This is a genomic window from Polyangium spumosum, from assembly GCF_009649845.1.
Taxonomy (GTDB): Bacteria; Myxococcota_A; Polyangia; order Polyangiales; family Polyangiaceae; genus Polyangium; species Polyangium spumosum.
This window is the reverse complement of the sequence record NZ_WJIE01000004.1, coordinates 209,116-232,566: the sequence shown is the minus strand read 5'-3', so window position 1 is coordinate 232,566 and position 23,451 is coordinate 209,116. Positions and strand designations below refer to the sequence as shown.

Annotated in this window: 19 protein-coding genes; 8 read left to right on the top strand and 11 right to left on the bottom strand. The window is 70.0% G+C overall.

Annotated features, from left to right (window positions below):
• Nucleotides 1-183 precede the first annotated feature (183 nt).
• The 3 genes from GF068_RS14895 to GF068_RS14885 form a co-directional block, all read right to left on the bottom strand.
• Nucleotides 184-483, bottom strand: a complete 300-nt coding sequence (locus GF068_RS14895) for a hypothetical protein (RefSeq protein ID WP_170319494.1) — start codon at nt 481-483, stop codon at nt 184-186.
• A 41-nt stretch (nt 484-524) separates the two neighbouring features.
• Nucleotides 525-2,105, bottom strand: coding sequence for a radical SAM protein (locus GF068_RS14890; protein ID WP_153820066.1), 1,581 nt, complete (start codon nt 2,103-2,105; stop codon nt 525-527).
• An 85-nt stretch (nt 2,106-2,190) separates the two neighbouring features.
• Entirely contained in the window at nt 2,191-2,643 is a 453-nt protein-coding gene (locus GF068_RS14885; RefSeq protein WP_153820065.1) for a PA2169 family four-helix-bundle protein, read from the bottom strand.
• Between the two features lie 243 nt (nt 2,644-2,886).
• Between GF068_RS14885 and GF068_RS14880 the strand changes: the two genes are divergently transcribed.
• Both GF068_RS14880 and GF068_RS14875 read left to right on the top strand, forming a co-directional pair.
• Nucleotides 2,887-4,059 (top strand): hypothetical protein, encoded by a 1,173-nt coding sequence (locus tag GF068_RS14880; RefSeq protein WP_338046390.1) that lies wholly within the window; start codon nt 2,887-2,889, stop codon nt 4,057-4,059.
• Nucleotides 4,060-4,075: 16 nt separating this feature from the next.
• On the top strand, nt 4,076-4,822 hold the full coding sequence (locus GF068_RS14875) for a ferritin-like domain-containing protein (RefSeq protein WP_153820064.1): 747 nt from the start codon (nt 4,076-4,078) through the stop codon (nt 4,820-4,822).
• Nucleotide 4,823: 1 nt separating this feature from the next.
• Here the strand turns inward: GF068_RS14875 and GF068_RS14870 are convergent, their stop codons facing one another.
• Genes GF068_RS14870 through GF068_RS14850 form a run of 5 tightly spaced genes read right to left on the bottom strand, consistent with a single transcriptional unit; the run spans nt 4,824 to nt 10,419 of the window.
• Complete coding sequence (locus GF068_RS14870) at nt 4,824-5,831, bottom strand: PEGA domain-containing protein (protein WP_153820063.1); 1,008 nt, start codon at nt 5,829-5,831, stop codon at nt 4,824-4,826.
• Nucleotides 5,832-5,840: 9 nt separating this feature from the next.
• On the bottom strand, nt 5,841-7,166 hold the full coding sequence (locus GF068_RS14865; RefSeq protein WP_153820062.1) for a protein kinase domain-containing protein: 1,326 nt from the start codon (nt 7,164-7,166) through the stop codon (nt 5,841-5,843).
• Nucleotides 7,163-8,392, bottom strand: a complete 1,230-nt coding sequence (locus GF068_RS44255) for a hypothetical protein (protein WP_153820061.1) — start codon at nt 8,390-8,392, stop codon at nt 7,163-7,165. Before GF068_RS44255 ends, GF068_RS14865 begins: the two co-directional genes overlap by 4 nt.
• A 54-nt stretch (nt 8,393-8,446) precedes the next feature.
• Nucleotides 8,447-9,544, bottom strand: coding sequence for a tetratricopeptide repeat protein (locus GF068_RS14855; RefSeq protein WP_153820060.1), 1,098 nt, complete (start codon nt 9,542-9,544; stop codon nt 8,447-8,449).
• 59 nt (nt 9,545-9,603) lie between these two features.
• Entirely contained in the window at nt 9,604-10,419 is an 816-nt protein-coding gene (locus tag GF068_RS14850) for an STAS domain-containing protein (protein ID WP_153820059.1), read from the bottom strand.
• A gap of 179 nt (nt 10,420-10,598) precedes the next feature.
• On the opposite strand from GF068_RS14850, the gene GF068_RS14845 reads away from it, so the two are divergent.
• Nucleotides 10,599-12,563, top strand: coding sequence for a serine/threonine-protein kinase (locus GF068_RS14845; protein WP_170319493.1), 1,965 nt, complete (start codon nt 10,599-10,601; stop codon nt 12,561-12,563).
• 27 nt (nt 12,564-12,590) lie between these two features.
• Here the strand turns inward: GF068_RS14845 and GF068_RS14840 are convergent, their stop codons facing one another.
• Both GF068_RS14840 and GF068_RS14835 read right to left on the bottom strand, forming a co-directional pair.
• Nucleotides 12,591-13,163, bottom strand: a complete 573-nt coding sequence (locus GF068_RS14840) for a hypothetical protein (RefSeq protein WP_153820057.1) — start codon at nt 13,161-13,163, stop codon at nt 12,591-12,593.
• An 11-nt stretch (nt 13,164-13,174) separates the two neighbouring features.
• Nucleotides 13,175-13,789 carry a hypothetical protein gene (locus tag GF068_RS14835; RefSeq protein WP_153820056.1) on the bottom strand — a complete coding sequence of 205 codons (615 nt, stop codon included), beginning with the start codon at nt 13,787-13,789 and terminating at the stop codon, nt 13,175-13,177.
• Nucleotides 13,790-14,500: 711 nt separating this feature from the next.
• Here GF068_RS14835 and GF068_RS14830 point away from each other — a divergent pair.
• Nucleotides 14,501-15,346: a methyltransferase domain-containing protein gene (locus tag GF068_RS14830; RefSeq protein ID WP_153820055.1), complete on the top strand. Its 846-nt coding sequence runs from the start codon at nt 14,501-14,503 to the stop codon at nt 15,344-15,346.
• A gap of 10 nt (nt 15,347-15,356) precedes the next feature.
• Here GF068_RS14830 and GF068_RS14825 read toward each other — a convergent pair whose 3' ends face one another.
• Nucleotides 15,357-18,506: a protein kinase domain-containing protein gene (locus GF068_RS14825; RefSeq protein WP_153820054.1), complete on the bottom strand. Its 3,150-nt coding sequence runs from the start codon at nt 18,504-18,506 to the stop codon at nt 15,357-15,359.
• A gap of 93 nt (nt 18,507-18,599) precedes the next feature.
• Between GF068_RS14825 and GF068_RS14820 the strand changes: the two genes are divergently transcribed.
• The 4 genes from GF068_RS14820 (at nt 18,600) to GF068_RS14805 (ending at nt 23,426) form a co-directional block, all read left to right on the top strand.
• Nucleotides 18,600-19,850 (top strand): hypothetical protein, encoded by a 1,251-nt coding sequence (locus GF068_RS14820; protein ID WP_153820053.1) that lies wholly within the window; start codon nt 18,600-18,602, stop codon nt 19,848-19,850.
• Nucleotides 19,851-19,908: 58 nt separating this feature from the next.
• Nucleotides 19,909-20,811, top strand: coding sequence for a hypothetical protein (locus GF068_RS14815; protein WP_153820052.1), 903 nt, complete (start codon nt 19,909-19,911; stop codon nt 20,809-20,811).
• A gap of 406 nt (nt 20,812-21,217) precedes the next feature.
• On the top strand, nt 21,218-22,051 hold the full coding sequence (locus tag GF068_RS14810; protein WP_153820051.1) for a HugZ family pyridoxamine 5'-phosphate oxidase: 834 nt from the start codon (nt 21,218-21,220) through the stop codon (nt 22,049-22,051).
• A 100-nt stretch (nt 22,052-22,151) separates the two neighbouring features.
• Nucleotides 22,152-23,426, top strand: coding sequence for an ABC1 kinase family protein (locus GF068_RS14805; RefSeq protein WP_170319492.1), 1,275 nt, complete (start codon nt 22,152-22,154; stop codon nt 23,424-23,426).
• Nucleotides 23,427-23,451: the final 25 nt, after the last annotated feature.

Sequence of the window (23,451 nt, the reverse complement as noted above, 5' to 3'; positions counted from 1 at the left end):
GCCCCCCGGGGCACGCCACCTCCCACCGGCATTCCGAAGTGCGCAATCACGGGCCCGGGATCGCGGGTATCGACGTCGAGCCCGCCCCTCGGGAAACAAGGCTTTTCCCTGCTCCGGTGGCGCGCGCCCGGGGCATTCGTCAAAGGCGCGCGCGCCCCTGGCAGGCGTGGGACGTCTCCACCGCTAATCGGTCGGCTCCTCGGGCGGCCCGCTGATCTGCTCGGTCGGGGGCACCCAATTTTCTGCGTTCGTCGTCTCTTCCGTCCCCTCCGAGTACGTCGGGCCGCCCGGATAAGCGCCGGCGCCGCCCTCGTCGCCCAGCGGGCGGCGCGAGGCCGGCTCGCCGCCGATGTCCTGGGAGATCGCCCCGCCGCGCACGCCGGGTACGTCCTCTTGCCTCCGAGGTTGCCCGCCGTCCGCGTCGCCCCGATCAAAAGGCCAGGTTCGGTCCTTCCCCATGATGCCCTCCAGCGTGTTCCCCATGGGGCCGGCGTGGACGAAACGCTAGCCTTCCGTCGGGGCCGTCAAGCCCGCGAGGCCTGCGTGGTCCGCGCGCCGATCCCGCCCGGCGAGAGCGCCGCGAGCACGGCCCTGAGCCCCTCGATGACCTCGGCCGAGGGCTCGCCGTCCCCCACGCGATACCCGCCCACGGGTTTTCCGTTTGTTTCACCGAGCCAAACCCACGCCCGCTCCCCCGATGGCGCTTCGAAGGCGAGCTCGACGCGCCGCCCCTCCTGCTCGACGCGCACGTCCCTCCACGCGAGGGCGCCGAACGGCGCGCGCCGCCGCAGGAGCGAGAGACGGGCCGCGATCGATCGCGAGAGCGTCGCCGCCGCGTCCTCCGCGATCGGGTGCACGAACGTCACGTGCCGGGACAACCTCTCGCCGAGGGCGAGGATCCCGCCGCGAAACACCTCTCGATCCGCGGGCGCGGCCGCGACGTGCACGGAGAACCAGCCCGCCCCGGCGATCCCCTCCCCTTCGGCCCGCGGGCGCAGCGTGATCGCGAGGCTCTCGTCCCCTTCGAGCCGCACCTCGACCGCCCGCTCGCCGAGCTCCGTGAGGGTGACGCGCGAAAATGGCTTTGGCGGGACGAACCCGGCGAACGCCCGCGCCACGAGGGCCCGCGCGTGCACCGAGAAGAGCCGCCGGCCGGGATCGACCTCGGCGAGGCGCTCGGGCGTCACGGCGACGAACTCCTCGTCGCCGTACATTTCCCGATACTTCTCGAACACGCCATTACAACGCCCGTCGAAGACGCAAGCCCCGCAGCTCGTGGGCTTCGATTTGTCCCGCCGCTTGACGAGGTACTTGTCCCAGGGCTTGCTGAGCGTCTTCTCCCCGTCGACGGCGATGGTCATCGTCTTTTCGCCGTCGTGGTGGATGACGCGCGCGAGGTGCGGGGCGAGACAATACGGGAGGTTCCCGATGTTCACGTCGAAATCCTCCGGAAACCCCTGCACCATTCGCTCGAGGGGGCCGACGAGGCTCCGGTAGCGCGGGATCATGGCCGCGAGCTCCTCCTCCGTGCGCACGCCCGCGTCGAGCGGGCGCACCATGTCGAGGTGGAGCTGCGAGGCGCCGAGCGGCAGGAGCAGCGCCGGGAACGCGTCCACCGATTCGTAGTTCGACTGGACGACACACATGTTCACGGTGAGCCGCTGCCCGCGCGCCCGCACGTGATGCATCGACTGCACGATGCGGGCGAACGATCCATCCTTGCGCGTCGTGCGCTCGTGAGCCTCCTCGGTCGCGCCCTGGATCGAGAAGCGAAACGTGAAATTTCCCCCAGTTTGCAGGATCTCGTCCACGAACGCGGCGCGGGCCGTCTTCACGCCGTTCGTGAAGATCACGATCTCCTCGAAGCCGAGGGCGACGCTCTCGCGCACCACGTCGAGGAAGGCGGGCTGCAGCGTGGGCTCGCCGCCGAGCAGCGTGATCTTCTGGTACCCGGCCGCGCGCGCGGCCCGGATCTGCTCGAGGATCGGCGCGAGCGGGAGCGGCCGCGCGCGGCCGAGCGCCGTCTCCTGGCCGCTGACGCAGAAGACGCATCGGTTGTTGCACATGTGGCCGAGCTGGATCTCGACCTGACGCTCCGGCTCCATCGGCCGTAGAGCCTACAACAAAACGAAACCCCGCCACACACGGGACGTGCGGGCGGGGCCATGTCGTCGTCCGGGGAGCGGCGCGCTAAGCCGCCTTCCTCTCCCAGACGCGCGCGTCGAGCTGATCCTTGATCCACGACAGGTGGCGTTGCTCGTCGGAGAAGTTCCTCTCGAGGAGCGAGCGCACGTCCACCGGCAGCTCCTGGGTGTTCAGCGCCGCCTCGTACGTGCGGTTCGTCAGCTCCTCGTTACCCCGCATCGCGACGAGCGCGCTGTGGTCGCCCTGCGACGTGATGGCCGTGAAGCCCTCGATCAGGAACCCGGCCCAGGACGTCTCCACCTCCGGCTCGCCGCCGAAGAGCCGCACCTGCTGCGAGAGATCCCGGATGTGCCGCTGATGATCGTCCTGGAACTGGACCAGCGTGCTCCGGATCTCTTCCATCGTGCAGGCGTCGATCGCCTGCTTGTAAGCATTCACCGCGTCCACGTCGAGCTTGATGAGTTTGTTCAGCTTGTCGCACACTTCGCGGTTATCCATGGTGGTCCTCTCGTTTCCTCGGGGCCCTTCCAGGCTCGGCCTATCCATGGGGGACGAATGCGCGGCGTCGAGCCCCGCAGCGGGAACGATTCGCCCGCGACGTGAACAGGCTGCTCGCTCGAAATGGCGGTCAGTCCGGGACGAAACATCGCCACGCTTCTTGCAAGCGCCCTGGGTCGGACGGCGACCCTGCGGCGACCGATCCGCAAGCGATCGCGGAGGAACCGAACGGGGAGGATTATCGTGGCACTCGACCTGACGAAGGAAAAGGGCGTGGCTCTCGACGCCCAGGAAGACTTCACCTGGCGCGACATGGTGCGCGAGCCGATCAGCAAGCTGAACGACGACGCTTTCACGCGCCTGCGCATCATCCTCATGAACGGCATCGAGATGGAGGCGATCCGCTTCCAGCACGCGTTCGCCCGCATGAACGATCCGGTACGCGCCGACCTCGCGAAGGTGCGGCGCATCGAGGCGCACCAGCAGGTGCTCGTCAACTGGCTCCTGCCGGCGGATCAATCGCCGCTCGAGACCACGATCGCCTACGAGCAGGTCGCCATCGAGGTGACCGCGAGCCTCGCGCTGCTCGAGCCCGACCCGTACATCGCGCAGGTCCTTCGTTTCGGGCTGCTCGAGGATTTCGACCACCTCTATCGATATTCGGCGCTCATGGACCGCCTCGAGGGCAAGGACGCGAACGCCATCCTGCAATCGTACACAGACGTGATGCCCGGCAGGCCCACGGTCGTGGAGCACCGGCACCCTCTCGACGACCTGCGCGAGCATTACGACCGGAACACTGCCGACCCGCTCACGAAGCTCGTCTCGCTGACGATCATGTCGGGCGAGCAGCAGACGCAGAACTACTACCAGAACATCGGGCCGCTCTTCTCCGACCCGGCGGCGCGCCTGCTCTACGCGGAGATCGGTCACATCGAGGAGCAACACGTCACGCAATACGAGGCGATCATCGACCCGAACGAGACGTGGATGGAGAAATGGCTCATCCACGAGTGCACCGAGGTCTGGAACTACCTCGCCTGCATGGAGCAGGAGTCGAACAGCCGGATCAAGGCGATCTGGGAGCGCATGGTCGCCTACGAGCTCGGCCACCTGCACCACGTGATGGACCTCTTCCGGCGCGTCGAGAACCGCGATCCCTTCGAGATCATCCCGACGAGCCTGCCGGAGCGCATCAAGTACATGAGCCACCGCGATTACGTGCGGCAGGTCCTGAAGAACGAGGTCCACCTGCGCACCGTGGGGACCCGGTTCGTCCCGGTGGACCAGGTGCCCCCGGATTCACCCTCGATCGCCTACAACCGCCAGATCAACGCCGATGGTTCGCCCAGCCAAACGGTCGCGGCCGGCTACGTGTACACCCCCGGCGGCGAGCTCGTGAAAAAGGCGGCCTGAAGGGAAGGAGCAGACCATGAAAGAGCCGACCGACATGGGGATGAACCGGACGGGGATCGGGACGAGCCCCTTCGATTCGAAGGAGCTCATCGACGGCGCCGCGTCCTCGGTGCCGAGCTCGGAGGGCGACGCGTCGGGGATCGCGAGCCTGCGGATCTCGTACACCACGGAGTCGGGCAACGTGGGGACGATGCCGCCGCCGTCGAGCGTGAAGGGCGCGGTGAAATCGGTGCTCGAGGGCATCACCGCCAGGAACCCGGCCGTTTTCCTGGACAAGCTCGCCGAGCGCCTGCAATTCGAGCGGACGGGGACGCGCATGTACGAGAGCGTGCTCGCCAAGTTCGACGCGCTCGGCAGCTTCGACGGCGGGCCCTCGCGCGATACGCTGCTCGAGTTCCACGGCGAGGAGCTCAAGCATTTCCACGTGCTCCGCAGCGCGCTCGAGAGCATGGGCGCCGACCCGACGGCGCTCACGCCCTCGGCGGACATCGCCGCGGTCGAGGCGTCGGGCCTCCTGCAGGTCCTGAACGATCCCCGCACGACGCTGCCGCAAGCGCTCCACGCGATCCTCGTCGCGGAGCTCGCCGACAGCGAGGGCTGGGACATGCTGATCGAGCTCGCGACGAACCTGGGGCACGAGGCGATGGCGGACGATTTCCGCGACGCCATGCGCGCCGAGGAGAAGCACCTCGCGCACGTGCGGCAATGGGTCGCGAATCACGCGATCCAGGACGCGGAAGGGAAGCTCGAGCAGGCGGCCTGATTCAGAACGGGATCGGGGGCGTCATCACGAGGTGGGCCGGCGAGAGCTGGCCTGGCTGGATGTCCCCCCGGTCCGGATCCCGCTCGGTCGTGAGGGCATACGCGGCGCCTCCGGCCGCCCCGCCCGCGACGACCACGCCGATCGTCGTCCAGAACCACCACCGCGCGTAAATGGGCGGCGGGCGCTCGAGGACGAGCGCGACCGTACGTTCGCCGCCGGCGTTCACGATGACGCTGGTCTCGTACGGCTTGAACTCCGGGTGCCGCGCCTGGATCTTGTGCGTCCCCGCGGCGACGAGCGTCTCGAGCGGCGCCTGCCCCGCGTTCGTCCCGTCGACGAGGACCTTTACTCCCGTATGCGGCGCGGTCACGATGAGCTTGCCGACCTTGGCCTTGCTCTGGAGCTGGGCGTCGAGCACGTAGGCGCCGCCGCCGGGCAGATCGACGCGGGTCCGATACGGGAAAAACCCCTCCGCCTCGACGACCACCTCGGCCGGCCCGGCCTTGAGCGCGAGTGGTTTGTCGAGAGGCGACATTCCGGCGACGGCGTCGCGCACGAGGATACGCGCGCCCTCGACGTTCACCTTCACGGTGAGCCGCGAGATACGCTTCTCGAGGCTCGTGATTCGATCATTCAGCCCCGGGACCCGGGCGAGCAGCTCGGCGGGCGCCTCTGCGCGGAACGCCGTCAGTTTTTCGATGGCCTCGGGCAACCGGTCGAGGGCCTCGAGGGCCCGGCCCATGTTGTAGAGCAGCGCCGGCTCCGGGTTCAGCGTGTACGCCTCGGAATAAGCCGCGAGCGCGTCGAGGGGGCGGAGCCTGTCCATCGCCTTGTCGCCCTCGGCCTTGCGCTCCTTGGCGCGCGCCACGACCGCGGGATCGGGCGTCGTCGTGGGCGCCTGCGCGGCCGGGTTTGGCGGCGCGTCGGCCGAGGCGACGAAGGTGAACGTCGTCGAGAGCGCGACGAGGAGGGCGTGGGAGAGGCCAGCGCGGAGGCGATTTCGGCTCATGGCGCACACCTAGAGATGGGTCGGATCCTCGACCGGGGTCGGGGGCGGCTTGGGCTTGGGCGGCGGGGCGGCGGTCGCCGTCGCGGTGACCGGCGGCGCGACGGACGCCGGCTCCTTTTTCGGAGCCGGTCCCGCGGCGACGGGCGCGGTCGCGGCAGCGGCAGCCGTGGCCGGCGCGGCAGCGGTCGCAGGCGCAGGCGCAGGCGCAGGCGCAGTAGCCGTCGCAGGCGCCGTCATTGCCATCACAGGCGCCGTCGCCGTCGTGGCCGCCGTCTCCCCGATCGGCTCCGCCGGCTTCTTCGTTTGCGACGCCAGCACCACGAGGAGCCCGCCCACCAGCACGGCCGCGATACCCGCCGAGACAAACACCAATCGCCGGGTCGACATCGGCTCGCGTGGCGTGACGACCTTCGGCTTTGCGTTGAGCAACGTCTGCGGCGCGGCGCCCGCCGGGCCGAAGGGCACGAGCGCGGCCATGAAGGTATCGACGTCGGGCCACCGCTCGTCCGCGCGTTTGGCGAGCGATTTCATGACCACGTCCGCGAGCTTCTGCGGCAGATCCGGCCGGAGCTCGCGCAGGTGCGTGGGCTCGTCCGCGATGATCGCCGCGAGCACCGCCGTCGCGCTCGGCTGATCGAAGGGCCCGCGGCCCGTGAGCAGCTCGTAGAGCACCACCCCGAGCGACCAGACGTCGGCCCGCCCGTCGACGTTCTTCGCCGAGCGCACCTGCTCCGGGGACATGTATTGCGGCGTGCCGAAGGCGGCCGTCGTGGCCGTGTGCGCGGCATTGTCGCGGTTGTCGAGGACCTTCGAAATGCCGAAATCGAGCACCTTGACGACGCGCCGCTGCCCCTCCTGGCAAAGAAACAGATTGCCCGGCTTGATGTCGCGGTGCACGACGCCCATGCGGTGCGCCTGCGCGAGCGCCTCGCACGCCGAGAGCACGTGCCCCACGGCCTCCGGGTACGGCAACGGGCCGCGGATCGCGAGCTCCTGGCCGAGATCCCAGCCCTGGAGCAGCTCCATCACCATCATGGGGCTGCCGTCGGGCAGGTTGTCCACGTCGTAGACCCGCACCACGTGGGGCCCCTGGATCCGGGACGCCGCGCGCGCCTCGCGTTCGAACCGCGCCGTCACGTCGGGGAGCACACGCGCCTCGGGGCGCAGGAGCTTGATGGCCACGGCCTGCTCGGTGCGCTGGTGCCGCGCCTGCAGGACGATCCCCATGCCGCCTTGACCGAGGACGGACTCGACGACGTACTTGCCGGCGAGCACCGTTCCCGGCGCAGGCGCGCCCTCGGGTGCGGCCGGATCCCGGGGAGCGGGCTCGGTCACGGGCGTACGATACGCCTGAGCGCGTCCTCCGTGAAGAGGCGAATGCCACGTCGGAGGATCAGCACCCCTGGGTTCGGCGCCGGCTTGGCCGGGAACGGCGGTTCTTCGCCCATGCAGATCGGGGTGGGGCCGCCGCCACCGCCGCTGCCGTCCCCGCCGCAGCCGCCGTCTCCGCCGCTGCCGCCGCTCCAGCCGCCCCCGCCACCGTTGCCACCGCCGCCGCTGCTGCTGCTGCTGCTCCCGCCGCCGCCGCCACCGTTGCCACCGCCGCCGCCGCTGCTGCTGCTGCTGCTGCTGCTGCTCCCGCCGCCGCCGCCGCCGCCACCGCCGCCGCCGCTGCTGCTGCTGCTGCTGCTACTGCTGCTGCTCCCGCCGCCGCCGTTGCCCCCGCCGCCGCTGCTGCTGCTGCTGCTGGAGCCGCCGCCACCGCCACCGTTGCCGCCGCCGCCGCCGCCGCTGCTGCTGCTGCTGCTGCTGGAGCCGCCGCCACCGCCACCGTTGCCGCCGCCGCCGCTGCTGCTGCTGCTGCTGCTGCTGCTGCTGCTGGAGCCGCCGACACCGCCACCGCCACCGTTGCCGCCCGAGCCGCCGCTCCCTCCGCTCCCCGGGCCCATGCCCCCGCTCCCGGGGCCCGCGCCGCCCATCCCGCCCATCCCGCCCATCCCGCCGGCTCCGGGCTCCGGGCCCACGTCGCATTGCTTCGGGTCCTTGGCGCAATCGGCCTCCGTGACCTCGGAGTCGACGCAGCCGAACTTCGCGACGCAGGTCGAGTCCGGCTCGCACGGCTTGCCGATGCACTCGTTCCACATGAAAATCGGCAGATCGAGCGGCGTGCTCGGGATGAACCGCAGCCTGCGCCGCGCGATGATGCACCGGTCCTTCGTCGCCTGCGTCGCATTCGGATCGAGGCAGTCGATGCCGCTCACCCCCACGCCCGTCGCGACCTTGATCGCGAGCGGCTCGTCCTTTGCGCCCTTCGGCACGAGCACGAGGGAGCCGACGCGCCCCTGAAAACACGTCAGCGCCTCGGTGCCCGGCGGCGCGTTCGCCTCGAGCGCCTGGTAGTCGTTGGCGACCGCGATCGCCGTGCTCGAGATCATGCCGCACGGCACGTCCGTCTTGATCTCGATCGTGACCTGCGTGGGCTCGAGGCAACCCGCGAACGCCCCCGCGACCGAGATCGACAGGGCCACGAGCACCGGCCGACGCAGCTTCCCCTTGCGCATCGCCCGATTGGACATCCGCACCCCGAACGCGTCAAGATCCGAACGGCGCGCCCCTCACAACGCTCCGAGCTCCGGAAACTCGCGCCGGAGGTCCCGCTCGAGCGTCCCCGAAGGCGCGAGCTTCTTCACCCGATCGAATGCCCCCTGGCCGTCCTCGCGCCTCCCGGCCGCGAGGTAGACCCGCACGAGCCACGCCGCGATGACCACATTGTCGGGCAGCACGAGCCCCGCCCGCTCGAGCCGCTGGGCCGCGCCGCCATAATCGCCGGCCTGGTAGAGCGAGAGCCCCGACGCCAGCAGCAGCAGCGGATCCCCCTCCTCGAGCGCCTCCGCCCGGCCCACGAGCGCGAGCGCCTCCGCGTGCTTGCCCGCCGCCCGCGCCGCCCGGATCGCATTCGTGTAGAGCGGCTCGTACCGCGGAAACACCTCGATCCCGCGCCGGAGCACGGCGAGCGCCTCCTCGTGCCGCCCGGCGCGGTTCAGCAGCACGCCGAGGTTGTTGTGGAGCTCCACCACATTCGGCCGGCGCGCGAGCCAGAACCGCATCGACACCTCCGCCTCGTCGAGCCGCCCCGCTTGCATCGCGTCCACCGCGAGGTTGTTCCCGTACAGCGCGAGCGCCGTACCGTCGTCGATGGTGTTGTAGAGCGAGAGCGTCCAGTCCGGCGCCTCCCTGGCGAAATCCATCACCAGCGCCATCGGCCCGCTGCCGTGGCCGACGGCGACGTGTGACGAGAGGAAAAACGAGCCGTTTTGCTCGTAATGCCCCTCCACCTTGCGCACGTACACGAAATACACCGGCACGTCGAGGTGCCGCGCGAGCGCCACGAAGAGCAGCGTATACGAGACACAATCCCCCGCCCGCGTCGAGAACCCCGCCCGCGCCGTGAGCGACAGGCTCCGCGCGTACCGGAACGCGAGGTCGTCCCGGAGGTAACGCGAGAGCCGCCGCAGCCGCTCCTCCGGCGCGCCGAAGCGCCCCACCACCCGCTCGACGTCCGCCTTCATCGTATCGTCGATCGCCAGGGGATCCTCGGCGAAGAGCCCCGCCGCGCGCGCCTCGCGGACGAGGTCCGGCGCCGTCACCCCCGGCGCCCGCGCTGGCCGCTCGGGCCCCGCGCACCCCGCGGCCCCGACGAGCCACGCACCCACGAGGAAAACCCGCCCCCACGCCCAGCGCACCACCGCCCTCCCGCCCGTGTCCCTCTCCGTCAACGCCCCTGGGGCCGCCCGAGCAGCCCCATCGCGTAGCTTAACCCATCTTCGAGCCGCGCGAGCGTCACGAGCCCCCCGAGATCGACCCCGCCCGCCACCATCGTCCGCGCCAGGCTCGGCCGCACCCCCACGAGCGCCGGCGTCGCCCCGAGCAGCCGCACCGCCGTCGCCGTCCGCACGAGGTACGGCGCGACCACCTCGTCCACGACCGGCAACCCCGTCACGTCGAGCAGCACCACCTTCGCCGCGTGCTCGCCCACGGCCGCGAGCAGGATCTCCATGACCAGCTCGGCGCGCGCCCCGTCGAGCCGCCCCACGAGCGGCATGAGCAAGACCCCCCGCGCGAGCGGCAAGACCCGCGCGGAGAGCTCGAAGATCTCCTCGGCCTGCGCCCGCATGGCGTCCTCGCGCGCCGCGAGGAAGGCGTCCGAGAGCGCCGCCGCGCCGGCATGACCGAGCCGGCTCCGCGCCACCTCCCAGTGGAGGCGCGCCTCCGGATCGTCACGAAATGACTCGGCGAAGTGGTCCGTGACGACCTGGAAGCCGTGCTCCATCCCCTGGAGGATCTGCGAGATCCTGGCGCCCTGCGCGCTGCGCTGCGACCCGATCGTGGTCATCAACGTGACGACGGCCTTGCCGTCGACCGTGGAGAGGTCCTCGAGGATGGCCTCGTAGACGCGCTTCACCGAGGCGAACAGGAGCTCGCGCGGAAACCGGCTGTAAAAAGGGTTCCCCGAGGCGATGACGCGCTCGCACGACTCCGCCACGTACCCGTCGAGCCCCGCCCGGAATGCGTCGATCACGCGCTGCATGCTCGCCTCTCTCGCACAGCGCACCGCTCCGGGGATCCGGAAAATCCCTCCGGCACTTCACCGACGGCGACCGTATCCCCCGCCCGCGTGCCGCCTCACGACGGCCCCGAGGTCACGAAATCGAGCGGCGCGCCGCCCGGCGCTTGACCCCTTATGCGGTTTCGGCTTGCTTTGAATCCATGAAGCGCCCTGGGACCTCCGAGCCCGATCTCTTCGACGACTCCGTGGAGGAGCCGGCGAAGGCCCCGGAGGAGGAGGCGCGCACCTCGGCGCCTCCGCCCGCGCGGATCTTCTCCGTGCCCCCGCCCGTCGACCCTGCCGCCGACGGCGAGGCGTTCGGCGTCGAGCCGCTCGATCGTTACGTGGAGAAACGAAGGCTCGGCCGCGGCGCGATGGGCGAGGTCGCGCTCTGCAAAGACACGCGCATCGGCCGCGACGTGGCGCGCAAGGTGATCCTGCCGATCTACCAGGCCGATCCGCAGGTCCGCGCGCGATTCCTCCGCGAGGCGCGGGTGCAGGGGCAGCTCGAGCACCCCTCGATCGTCCCCGTCTACGACCTCGGCACGGACATCGACGGCTCGATTTACTTCACGATGAAATGCTTGCGGGGCCTGACCCTCTCGCAGATCGTGAAGGGCCTGCGCAGGAGAGACCCGGCCGTCGTCGAGGCCTACAGCCGTCAGAAGCTGCTCCGCGCCTTCTCCGCGGCCTGCCTCGCCGTCGACTTCGCCCATTCCCGCGGCGTCCTGCACAGGGACCTCAAGCCCTCGAACGTGATGCTCGGCGATTTCGGCGAGGTCTACGTGCTCGACTGGGGCCTCGCCAAGCTACGCAAGGACGCGCCCGAGGCCTCGCTCGCCCTCGACGACTCCTCGGACGACCTGAAGACGGCCGCGGGCAAGATCCTCGGGACCTTCGGCTACATGTCGCCCGAGCAGGCGATGGGCAAGGTGAGCGCGCTCGACGCGCGCAGCGACGTCTACTCGCTCGGCGCGATCCTCTTCGAGATCCTGACGCTCGAGCCTCTGCACACGAAAGACACGTGGAACGCGATGATGCTCGCGACGCTGCAAGGCGCCGACGCGCGCGCCTCGAGCCGCGCGCCCACGCTCGACCTGCCGCCGGAGCTCGACGCCATCTGCGTGAAGGCGACCGCGCTCGACCCGGACGCGCGGTACGCCTCGGCCCGCGAGCTGCACGAGGTGATCGAGCGGTTCCTCGCGGGCGACACGGACGTCTCGGTGCGCCGCGACCTCTCGACCCGCCACGCCCGCGCGGCCGAGGTCGCCGCCCGCCGCGCCGAGGGGACGGGCCCGGAGGCCGCCGAGGCGCGGCGCGAGGCGATGCAGGAGGTCGGCCGCGCCCTCGCGCTCGACCCGACGAACCGCGAGGCGCTTCGCCTCCTCGCCCGGATCATCACGACCCCGCCGAGCGACATCCTGCCCGAGGCGCGGGACGAGGTCCGGGCGCGTGGCTTCGGGCGGCTGCGCCTCGCGCTGCGTGACGGCGTTCGATTCGACGTCGCGAGCGTGATCCTGATGATCCCGCTGGCCTTGTGGATGGGCATCCGCAGCATGGCGCACCTGCTCGCCGTGGTGGGCTTGACGGCGATCGCGTCTGCGCTGAAGCTGCTCGCCGCGCAATCCGAAGAGGTGCGTCGGCTCTACGTCTTCAGCTACGGGGCGTACCTCTTCAACGTCCTCGCGCTCGGCTTTTTGTCCCGCGCGTTTGGCCCGCTCTTTTTCGTTCCGATGCTCGTGTCGATCTTCACGTTCTCGTTCTCGATGACACACTCGGGCCGATTCCGGGCGGCGATCATCGCGACGGGCTGCATCGGCCTGCTCGTCCCGCTCGGCCTCGAGCTGCTCGGGCTCATCGCGCGCTCGTACACGTTCCAGGACGGGACGATGGTGGTCCTGCCGCAAGGCGTATCGTTGCCCGAGGTGCCGACGCTGGTGGCGCTGACGCTCGGGAACGTGTTTTTGATCGTGGCGCCGAGCCTGATCCTGGGCCGCGTGCAGCTCGCGCTGCGCGAGGCGGAGATGCGCTCGGCGATGCAAGCGTGGCACCTGCGGCAGCTCCTGCCGGACGAGGCGAAGTCCGCGACGCCGCCCCCGCCGCCGGTGTCGAAATTGGGGTGGTGAGACGGAGGGGACGGCGCCCCCCCGCGATTACTGGGCTGCTCGGCAGGCTACGGCGGCCAGTTGATCGAGCTCGTCGCGGCGGACCGTTGCCCTCTCCGAACATGCGGCCTGAGCTTCGTTCATGACCTTTTGCCTGCACGCCACCCAGTCCTCGCTGCCGCAGATGGGCGTCTGGACGCCCTCCTTGCGCAGCTCCTCGGCGAACGCGGCCGGCGCCGCGCCCTTGCAGAAGATCTGCGCCGAGATCTTCGCGTAGGGGTCGAGGTCGAGCGAGCAGTTCGACGTGCACGTGGCCGAGATCCGGGAAATCGCGTCCTCGAAGGCCTGGATCATGCCCACCCGCCTGCACCGCAGGAAGACGTTCTCCGGCAAATCGCGGGTGAGGTCGAGGACGACGCTGTTCTTGAATGCGTTGAGCTCATCGCAGGACTCGTGGTGGTCGCTCCAGAGCTGGGTGAGCACCCTGGACTGTGCGGAGTACCCGGCATCGTACCCGCTTTGACCCAACCCGCTGGCGCAGGCGGCCGGGCGCGCCGCGTAGGACGACGAGGGCGAAGCGAGAGCGAGCGAGAGCAAGAGCAGCGGGAGAGCGAACTTCATCTGCGGCCTCCTCACGGCATGCTGCAGCTTTCATTTTTGATGTAGCCGAGGTCGGGGCTGCTGGAGAGCTCGGCGCAGATGCCGAACTCGTTGTCACGCAAGTACCGATCGAAGCCCGTCCGACAGCCGAGGCTGACGTTGACGCTGCACTCGATGTCCATCACCACGTAGCTCTTGCCGGCCACGACGCCCATCTGCTGGATCGTGTGCATCAGCGCGCAGTTGAGCGCCGCTGCATTATGACCGATGTTCAGGCCGTCGTTCGTGCACATGATGAGCTGATTCTCGGCGATCTCGCTGATGGCTCGGGTCGCGCCGTCGATCATGCCGATGAATCGACAGCCGACGAAGGCATTCTGGTCCGGGGTGATGGTGGGCCGGGCCGCGAGCACGGTGCTGGTCACGTTATCGATGAACTGGTTGGCGCGAAAATAATCGGCCCTGTACACGTTTCTCCAGAGCAGCATGACGATGCGGTATTGCGCACGGGTCCCATTCTGGAAGCCCGTCGCGCCGATGCCGCTCTCGCACACGGACGGGAGATTCTCCACGCCGCCGGCGGAGGCGGTGGAAGCGAAGAGGACGAGAATGGAGCCCGCGGTGAGCGCTGCAAACAGAGAACGCATGGTGCTACCCTCCCGCCGGCCTCGGGCGGCCGGCCACGACGGTTCCATTGTCCTCGTCGTGGGGGGCGTCCAGATGGGCGAGCGGAGGGCGGTGCCCTCGGGCAGGGCCCTCGACGTTGGAATCTTGCGCGCCGAACCCACGAGCAGGGTTCAACGCGGCGACGGACGCCTGGGAGGTGGCCACTTCGTGGCTACGTCACGAGAGCGCGCCGTCGAGCGAAGGCCGATAGGAGGGTTCACGGCCGGGAGGAGGCGCCGAGGAGAAGCCCTGGGACAGGGTGAGAGACGGGAGCCGAACGCAAAAACGAGCCCTGTCCGAGGGTGCGCGCTGACATCCGACGGTCATCCGGAGGCCGGAGGCAGGGTCGACGACGGGAGGGCGCGCTCAGGGGCGGCCCGGATCGAGGGTTTCCGGCGGGAGCGCGCGCTCAGGGGCGGCCCGGATCGAGGGTTTCGGCCGGGAGCGCGCGCTCAGGAGCGACCCGGATCGAGGGTTTGGGTCGGGGAAGGACACGCGACCGCGGGGCGAAAGGTGGATTCACCCCGACCGCCGGCCCGTCGTTTCCGTGCGCCCCGGGCGAGCGGCCTCATGATGAACTTGCCCCCGAGAATGACCATCGAGCACACTGGGGTGGCGAGACACACGATGCGCCGCATCCCCGAACGATCCCTCACGACGGGTGGGTCGCCGAGCGCCGAGGCGGCCAGGAAATGACGGACGAGGCCCCGCCGCCCGACACGAAGCCGCGCGCTGCGTACATCCACGGGACCAGCGAGGAGGAGCAGCGCCGGCTCGCCGAGCTCAACGGAATCGTCAACGCGGAGTTCGTCGGCTTCCTCGACGTGAAGCCCGAAGAGCAGGTCCTCGAGGTCGGCAGCGGGCTCGGGATCCTGACGCGCCTGGTCGCGGCGCGCGTGCCGCTCGGGATGGTCTGGGGCGTCGAGCGCTCGGAGGTTCAGATCGACTATGCCTTGCGCGAGCTCGACAAGCTCCCCGAGGACTGGGTGCCGAACGTCACGTTCCTCCAGGGCGACGCGCATGCGCTGCCCTTCGAGGACGGCTCGTTCGACGTCGTGTATTGCCGCTTCGTCCTCGAGCACGTCGCCGACCCGGCGCGCGTGCTCCAGGAGATGCACCGGGTCCTGCGTCCCGGGGGTCGCTTCTTCATGCAGGAGCCAAACGCCCGCGCCATCGACCTGGACCCGGAGTGCCCCCTCTTCGATAACGTCTGGACCCGCTTCCTCGACGTGCAACGGACGCTCGGGGGAGATCCGGTCATCGGCAAACGCCTCTACCGGCTGGCGCGACGCGCAGGCTTCGTCGACATTTCACTGAGCATCTCCCCGATGCTCGCCCACGCCGGACACGACAACTTCCGGGCGTACGTGATGGCGTTCGCGGACGTCCTGCGGACGGCCGAAGACCTGCTCCGCAAACATGACTTCGACCTCGACGAGGTGCGCGACGCGGTTCGAGAGCTCGACGCCTTCGCCGAACACCCGGACGCCGCGCTTTACTTCTACTGGAACCGCGCGACGGGGCGGCGGGCCCCCTGACGCACGCGCGTCACTCCTGCCCGACCGCGATCCCCAGCGCCTCGCGCACCACGAGGTAACTCTCCGACACCGAATACGCGAGCAGATCCTTCATCTTGTCCGAAGGCAACGGATCGTCCGAGAGCGTCGGCTCCGCGGCGATGATCTTCTTCGCCACCCCGAGATCCCCGCACAGGATGAAACCCGCGCGCGTCGCCGTGTACTCGACCGCGCGGAAGTACCGGCCGATGTCGGCCTCTTCCCGCTCCGAGATGAACTTCCGCACCACCGCGCGCAGGCCGTCCTGCTCCCGCGGACCCATGAACGAGCGCAAGACCTTCGCCGTCGTCTCCGCCCGGCTGTCCACGTCGCGCGGCGTGTTCGCGTCGGGCATCACCATCTTCACGGCCGCGTGGAAGATGACGCGCAGCTCCTCCGCGCTCGGGAAGAGCAGCTTGATGTAGTGCTCGCCCCGGTACATCGCGAGGTGCTTGCCCGCGATGAACGCGAGCTCCTCCTGCGAAAAACCGCCGAGCAAGCTCTGCCCCACGACCGACGCCGGCGGCTCCGTCGGCACCGCGACGATGCCGCCCGGCACGTCGCTCCGCACGAAGAGCGCGGGGCACGTGACGCCGATGACGCGCGAAGCCCAGCCCATCGTGCGCACGAACGGCACGCTCGACGTCGTCGGGTCCTGCCGCAGGAAGGGATCGAGCGCGAGCAGCTCCTTGCGTTGCCGCAGCGCCTCGACCTTCGCCTTCATCGCCGCGCGCGCCATCATCTCGAAGACCTTGCCGACGAGCAGGCTCTGATCCTCGTGGAAGACGTGCCGCGCCCAGAGCTCGTTGTCGAACCGGCTCTTCACCTGGATGCGACCCTCGGGGCGGTAGTCCTGGAAGTAGCCGACCTGCTCCTCGTCCGCCTCGCGCAAGAACGCGAGCGCCGCCGCCGCGCACCACGCCGGATCGTACGCGCCACGATCCACGCTGAGCCGGTAGATCGCCCGGTAGGCGTCGACGTGCTGAGGATCGGCGCGCACCACCGCCTGGTACGAGGCGAGCGCGTCGTCGAGCTGCCCGATGTTCGCGCAGAGATCGGCGAGCGTGAGGTGATCGGGGATGAGCTCCTCGCGCGACGCGCTCCGCAGCGCCATGCGGAAAGCCTCGACGGCGGCGCCGGCGTTCTCGAAGAGGTCGCGGTAGATCTCGCCGAGCTTGAACCAGAGCCGGTGCTTGAGCGCCGTGTCCTCCGTGCCCGCGTGCCGGTGGAGCATCTTGCGGTAGGCGCGCTCGATCTTCTTCCAGTCGGCGCGGCCCTCGTGGATCGCGACGATGTGATCGAAGGCCTCGATGAGGCTCGGGTTCTTGTCGAGCGCCTCGTCGAGCAGCTCGAGCGCGCGATCGGTTTGCTCCAGGCGATCGAGGAGCACGATCGCTAGCTGGTAGAGGTAACGCGCTTTGCGCTCGCTCGTGGGCTCGGCGGCCTCGAGCTTGCGCAGCACGTCGCAGAGCTCGCTCCACTTGCTGTCGAGCTCGAGCTGCATCGCGAGCTCCTGCAAGCGCGCGCGCTCCTTGGGGGGCATCGGCGGCGCGCCGGCCTTGGGCGGCGGCTCGCGACGCACGGGGACGGGCGGCGGCGCGGCCTTGCGGAGCGGCGGTGGCGCCGCCTGCGCCGCCTGGGGCTTCGGCGGAGGCATGGGCCGCGTGGGCCGCTGGCTCATGGCGTCGCTCTGCGCGGGCGCCGAGTCCGTCAACTTGGGCGCGGAGTCCGTCAGCGACGGCGTGGAGTCCGTCAGCACGGCCGCGGAGTCCGTCAGCGACGGCGCCGAGTCGATCAACGAAACGAGGTGCGAGTCGAGGAGCGTGGGGGATGCGGGCGCGGCAGCGGGCGCGGGCGCGGGCGTGGCAGCAGCGACGGCGGGCGGCGGGGTCGGCGTCGTCGTGGGCTTCTGCGGGGTCGCCGGTGTGGTCGCGGGTTTCGCCGCGGGGATCGGCGTCGTCGTGGGCTTCGGCGCGGCGGTCGTCGGCGTCGGCGTCGTCGTGGGCCTCGGCGCGGCGGCGGGCGCGGCGGCGGCCGGGCTCGGCGTCGCCTTCGCGGCTTGCAGCTTCAGCGGCAGCCCCGTCACCGACGGGCGCAGCGGCCCTGCCGCGGCGGGCTTCGGCATGGGCTTCGGGAGAGGCTTCACGGACCTGGCCGCCTTCGACGGCGCGGGCTCGTCGAACGCCGCGAGCTTCAGCTCACCCGTGATCGGATCCGACGCGTGCGCGTCGAGCAGCCGCATCAGCTCGCGCACCGCTTCTCCGGCCGACTGCCAGCGCGCGGTCGCGTCGCGCTGGATGCACCGCGTGAACCACTTGTCGAAGCCATAGGGCAGGTACTTCGCGTAGTCGCCCGCGCGATGCGACGCGGCCGGGTGATCCTCGAGCGCGATGCAGATCATGAGATCCGCGTACGTGTCGACGCCCCAGTACTGGCCGGGTTGTACACCCGTGAGCGCCTCGTACGCGACGAGGCCGAGGGCCCACACGTCGGTCGACGCCTGCACGGTCTGCGAGATCGAGATGCCCTGGGTCGCGGCGAGGCTGCGGAGCGTCGCGCCGAGCTGCTCGGGCGCGGCGTACGCGGGCGATCCGATCTGCGTGGCGGTGCGCTGCTCGTGGCTCTCGAGCACCTTCGCGATGCCGAAGTCCATCACCTTGAGCAGGATCTGACCCTTCCTGTCACGGGCGAGGAAGAGGTTGCCGGGTTTGAGGTCGCGGTGGATGACGCCTGCGCCGTGCGCTTGATCGAGCGCGTCGGCGAGGTGTTCGAAGATCGTGTGCGCGAGCCGCGGCGGCAGGCGGCCGTGTTTCTTGAGGTAACTCTCGAGCGTGTCGCCCTGGAGCAGCTCCATCGCGAGGTACGGGACCTTGCGCGCCTCGTCGACGCCTGCGTCGAAGACGTCGACGATGTGCGGGTTTTCGCCGATGCGCGCGCCGAGCTGGGCCTCCTTGACGAAGAGGTCGACGAACTCCTTGCGCTGCACGAGGTGGGGGTGCACGAGCTTGAGCGCGCACGCCTTGCCCGTGTTCACGTGCTTGGCCTGGTAGACGATGGCCATGTTGCCCTGGCCGAGCCAGGATTCGACCCGATATCTGCGGGCGATCACGTCGCCAGGCTGGGCCAGCGTCCCTTCCGCCATGATGGCGCGCAGTATACGTCCGAGGCGCGCCGTTCCACCATGCGGAACGCGGGCGCGCCCTCACCGCCCCCGACGTGCTAGGCAGGGAGACCCATGGACACGCTGCCCGACACGGTCCGGGAGCCCCCGAAGGAGGCCCCGAAGAAGAACCCGCGCCGGGGTCGGATCGCGGCTTTTGTGCTCGTCCTCGGCGGCGCCCTGGGCGTCGGGGTGGGCCTCGGCCACCGAGACCTGGCCCGATGGTGGGTCGAGAAGGAGGCGCGGGCGCGGGGGATCGAGCTCTCGTTCGACGACCTCACGCCGAGGTGGGGCCGCGTGGTGCTGCACGGCGCCAAGGCCAAGCTCGACGGCGTCCCGGGCCTCTCGGCCGAGGCCGCGTGGATCGCGGTGGACCTCGACGGCCTGTCTCCCACGCGGATCGAGGCACGGGGCGCGGTGGTGACGCTCGTCGGCCCGCTCGACGAGCGCCTCGAAGCGCTGAAGGCCTTCGATCGTGCGCACCCGGGCGCCCTCGATCTGCCGGCGACCGCCGAGGTGACCGTACACGGGGGCTCGAGGCACGCGCCCTGGATCGTGCTCACGGGCCACGCGACGAAGGCGGCGGGCGACGCCGGATCGTTCGCGGGCACGGTGGTGTTCGAAGGGACGAACCTGGGCCTCGTGGGGGCGCGGTGGAACGAGAAGGACCCGGTGTCGATGTGGATCGGCGCGGAGGCGGTGGAGGCCGCGCCGCTGCGGCTCGCGCTGGACACGGCGCCTACGCCGATGAGCCTCGCGGCGACGGTGCCGGCGCTGCGGGTCGCGGAGCTCGCGCGGGGTCGAGGGATACACGTGCCGGCGGATCTGCGCGACGCGACGGTGGAGGGCACGGCGAAGGTGTTTTTTGGTGATCCCGCGTCGAAGGGGATGCACGGGGGGACGGCGTCGTTCGAGGTGAAGGGCTGGGTGCCGCCGCACCCGAAGGAGCTCGACGGGATCGTCTTCGGGAACAAGACGAAGCTCGGGGCGACGTTCGAGATCACGCCGGACCTCGGAGAGATACGCGTCGCGAAGGCGACGGTGAAGGCGGGCGCGCTCGAGCTCTCGGGTCCGGGGACGCTGAAGCGAGAGGGGCTCGCGGCGAAGGTCAAGATGACGCTCGACGGGGAGGTGCCGTGCTCGGAGCTCGGGGCCTCGGCGGTGGGCGCGCACGTGGACGGGCTCATCGGCGACCTCCTGAAGGGGGTGGCGCGCGTGGGTCTCGGCGGCAGCGTGAAGGTGCGGGTGACGGTGGACGCGGATACGAGGAGGATCGAGGGGGCGGTGGTGGATCAGGCGGTGACGATGGGGTGTGGGTTGCGCTGAAGTTGCCCCCGAAGCGGCGGTACGCGCAGCATCGCCCCATCATGGGGAAGCGACGGCGATGAGAGACGGGGCGCGTGACAGGCTGGGGCGAGAGGGGCGACAGGCGCATCCGGCGACGATCGTGCAGGCGAAGGCGCCGCATCCGGCGACGGTGCAGGGGAAGGGGAAGGGGCTGCCACCACACCCCGCGACGGTGGTGCAATCGAAGGAGCGGCCTTCGGAGGTGATCCTGCGGATGCGGGCGCCCGATCCCAGGGATTCGCCGTTCATGCACCCGGAGGAGAGCGTCGCCCGCACCTATCGCACGACGAAGACGCTGGGCCCCCGCGGCAAGAGCATCGTACACGAACGGACCGTCGCCTACCCGGAGGTCGCCACGCTCCGGCCGCTCGGCTTCAGGAACGCCAAGGCGTTCGTGGACTTCATGCTGATGCTCTTCGACGAGGTCTCCGGCATCGAGGACCTGTATTTCGGCTTCACGGGGAGCTCCGTCGAGGGGATCAAGTACATGTGGGCAAAGCCCGACGGCCATAAGGGCCTCTGGGATCCCAATTTTGATGGTCGCGGGCCCTCGGACTACGATCTGGCGCTCTGCAGCAAGACGCTGTTCGACCTCATCGAGACGATCGTGGATGCGCGTATCTTGCCGCGCAGCACGATCAAAGAAGAGACGCACACCTGTCCCCTGCACGAGGCGCACTTCCGAGTGATTCATGAATACGTGATGGAAGCCCGACTCCAGCCGTTCCAGAACCTGATCAACCTCTTCGTCAGGGCGCAGGAGAACGGGCCCTATTGCACGCAGGTGCGCGACGTGAACTTCATGGTCTACAAGGACCTGGGCGCCCTCGGCGGTCACACGGGCCGCGCCCTCGTCTACAAGGAGCACCCGAAGCTGCGCACCATCGGCCAGTCCTTCGTCATCGGCGGCGAGTTCAATCCGAAACGCACGGGCAAATAGCCCGGCATTCGGGCCTCGGCGCCGCGTGTCGAGCCCGGCAGCCCGCCTGGCGCCGACCGAGCCCCTCGCCTCCCGTCAACCCCCTCTCCCCATCGTCGTCAGCGCCCCCCGACGCGCGTCCGCACCCTCTGATCATCGTCCACAGCGACGGTCGACGCCCGTCCACACCCTCGGATCATCGTCGACAAGCGCCCCTCGCCGCCCGTCCACACCCTCGGATCATCGTCGACAGCGCCCCTCGACGCCCGCCCACACCCTCGGATCATCGTCGTCCGCGCCCCTCGACGACCGTCCACACCCTCTGATCATCATCAACAGCGACGTTCGACACCCGTCCACACCCTCTCCCTACGTTTTCCTGCGGCCCACCTCACACGCCCCGGCGCGCCGTGTTATGACGGCCCTCATGAGCAAGGGCCGACCGCAGAATGCCGCCGGGAACGGAGACAAGGAGAGAGGCGTGGACATCCAGCCCACGGCCGCAGGGACGGCTCCGTCCGCGCGCGCGCCCAGCCACGCCGAACGAGCGCGCACGCTCACCCGCGCGGCCCGGTTCGGATCCCTCGCCACGATGGCGCGGGATCCCGAGGGGTTTCCTTATGCCTCGCTCGTTGCGCTCGCCACGGATACGCGGGGTCGCGCCGTCCTCTTGCTCTCGCGCCTCGCCGAGCACACGCAAAACCTGCTCGCCCGCCCCGAGGCCTCCGTCCTCTTGCTCGAATCACCCATCGAAGGGGACAAGCTGCTCGAGAGAGGCCGCGTCAGCCTGATCGGCCCCTGCTCGCCCGTCCCCGCCGAGGACGTGCCCGGGTGCCGCGCGCTTTTCCTCGCCGCCCACCCGGACGCCGCGACGTACGCCGATTTCTCCGACTTCGCCCATTACCGCATCGAGCCCCGCTCCCTCCGCTACGTCGGCGGGTTCGGCCGCATGTCCTGGGTCGACGCCGCGGCGTACGCCCGCGCCGAGCCGGATCCACTCGCCGAATTCGCGCCCCGCATCCTCGGGCACATGAACGACGATCACGCCGACTCGATCCTCGCGTATGCCCGGAAGCTCGCCGATATCGCCGACGCGACGGCCGCGGAGATGACGGCCGTGGATCGATATGGCATCGAATTGGCCGTCAAGGCGCCCTCGGGCGAGCGCCGCGTGCGGCTGCCCTTCGAGGCGGAGGTCCGGACCCGCGAGGAGGCGCGCAAGGCGCTCATCGAGATGGCGGCGCGGGCCGAGGAGGGCTGAGGGGCGCCTCTTTACCAGGCATCTTCCGTCTGCTACGTCCCGGCGTGCTCGACGCTCGGGGGCTTCGCTCCGACGAGCGGAGCTACGCCCCCGAACCCCCATGTCGGACGACGCGAAAAAACTTCCCTCCGGCCGCCTCGGCCGCCTCGTCCGCCTCGCCGAGATCGGCGCGCGCACCGGGACGAGCCTGCTCCTCCGCCGCGAGGGCGACGACGCGGCCGCCAAACGCGCGGCCGAGGTCCTCGGCAACCTGCGCGGCGTCGCGGCCAAGGTCGGCCAGATGGCCGGCTACATCGACGGCCTCGTCCCCGAGGAGCACCGCGACGCGTACCAGCGCTCGATGAAGACCCTGCTCGCGGGCGCCCCCCGCTCCTCGCCCGAGGCCGTCCGCCGCCTCGTCGAGGAGGAGCTCGGCGCGCCGATCGACCACCTCTTCGCCGAATGGGACGACAAGGCCGTCGCCAGCGCCTCGATTGGCCAGGTCCACCGCGCCCGCACCCCCGAGGGGTTGGAGGTCGCCGTCAAGGTCCAGCACCCCGGCGTGGCCGAGGCCGTCGAGAGCGACCTGAAAAACGCGGGGCTGCTCGAAGGCGCGCTCTCGATGATGGGCACCCGCAAGGTCGGCTCGGCGAAGATGCTCGAGGAGGTCCGCGCCCGCTTCCGCGAGGAGCTCGATTACACCATCGAGGCCCGCCGGCAGATCGAGTTCGCCCGCGTCCACGAGGGCGACCCGAAGATCCTGATCCCCGCGGTTATCCTCGATCGCTCGTCGCGGCGCGTGCTGACGACCCAGTTCGTGCGGGGCCGCTCGCTCGACGAGGCGAGCGCCCTGCCCGAGCGGGATCGGATCGCGCTTTGCCGCACGCTCTGGCGGTTCGTCTACAAGGGCACGCTGCTCGGCGAGATGTTCAACGCCGACCCGCACCCGGGCAATTATTTCTTCCAGGACGACGGCCGCGTGGCCTTCCTCGATTTCGGCTGCGTGCAGCCCATCCCCGAAAAGCGCCGCGGCGTGGCGCGCAGGCTGCACCGCGCGGCCGTCGAGCGGGACGAGGCGACGTTCACCGAGGCCGCGAAGATCATGCTGGAGACCCGGGGCGGCACGCACGAAGAGCGCGTGCTCTCGTACATCCGCCGCGCGTTCGAGCCGCAGTTCTCCTCGCCGTTCCGCATCACGCGCGACTACGTGGCGAGCCTCGTGAACCACATGAAGGAGGCCGGCAAGGAGACGCTGAAGACCGGGGACGACTCCTTCGTGCCCATGCCCGAGGGCATGCTCTTCATGAACCGCCTGCAGTTCGGGTTCTATTCGGTCCTCGCGCGGCTCGACGCGGAGGTCGATTATGCGGCGGAGGAGCGGTCGTTCATGCCCTGATCCCTGATGACGCGCCCCCGCGCGT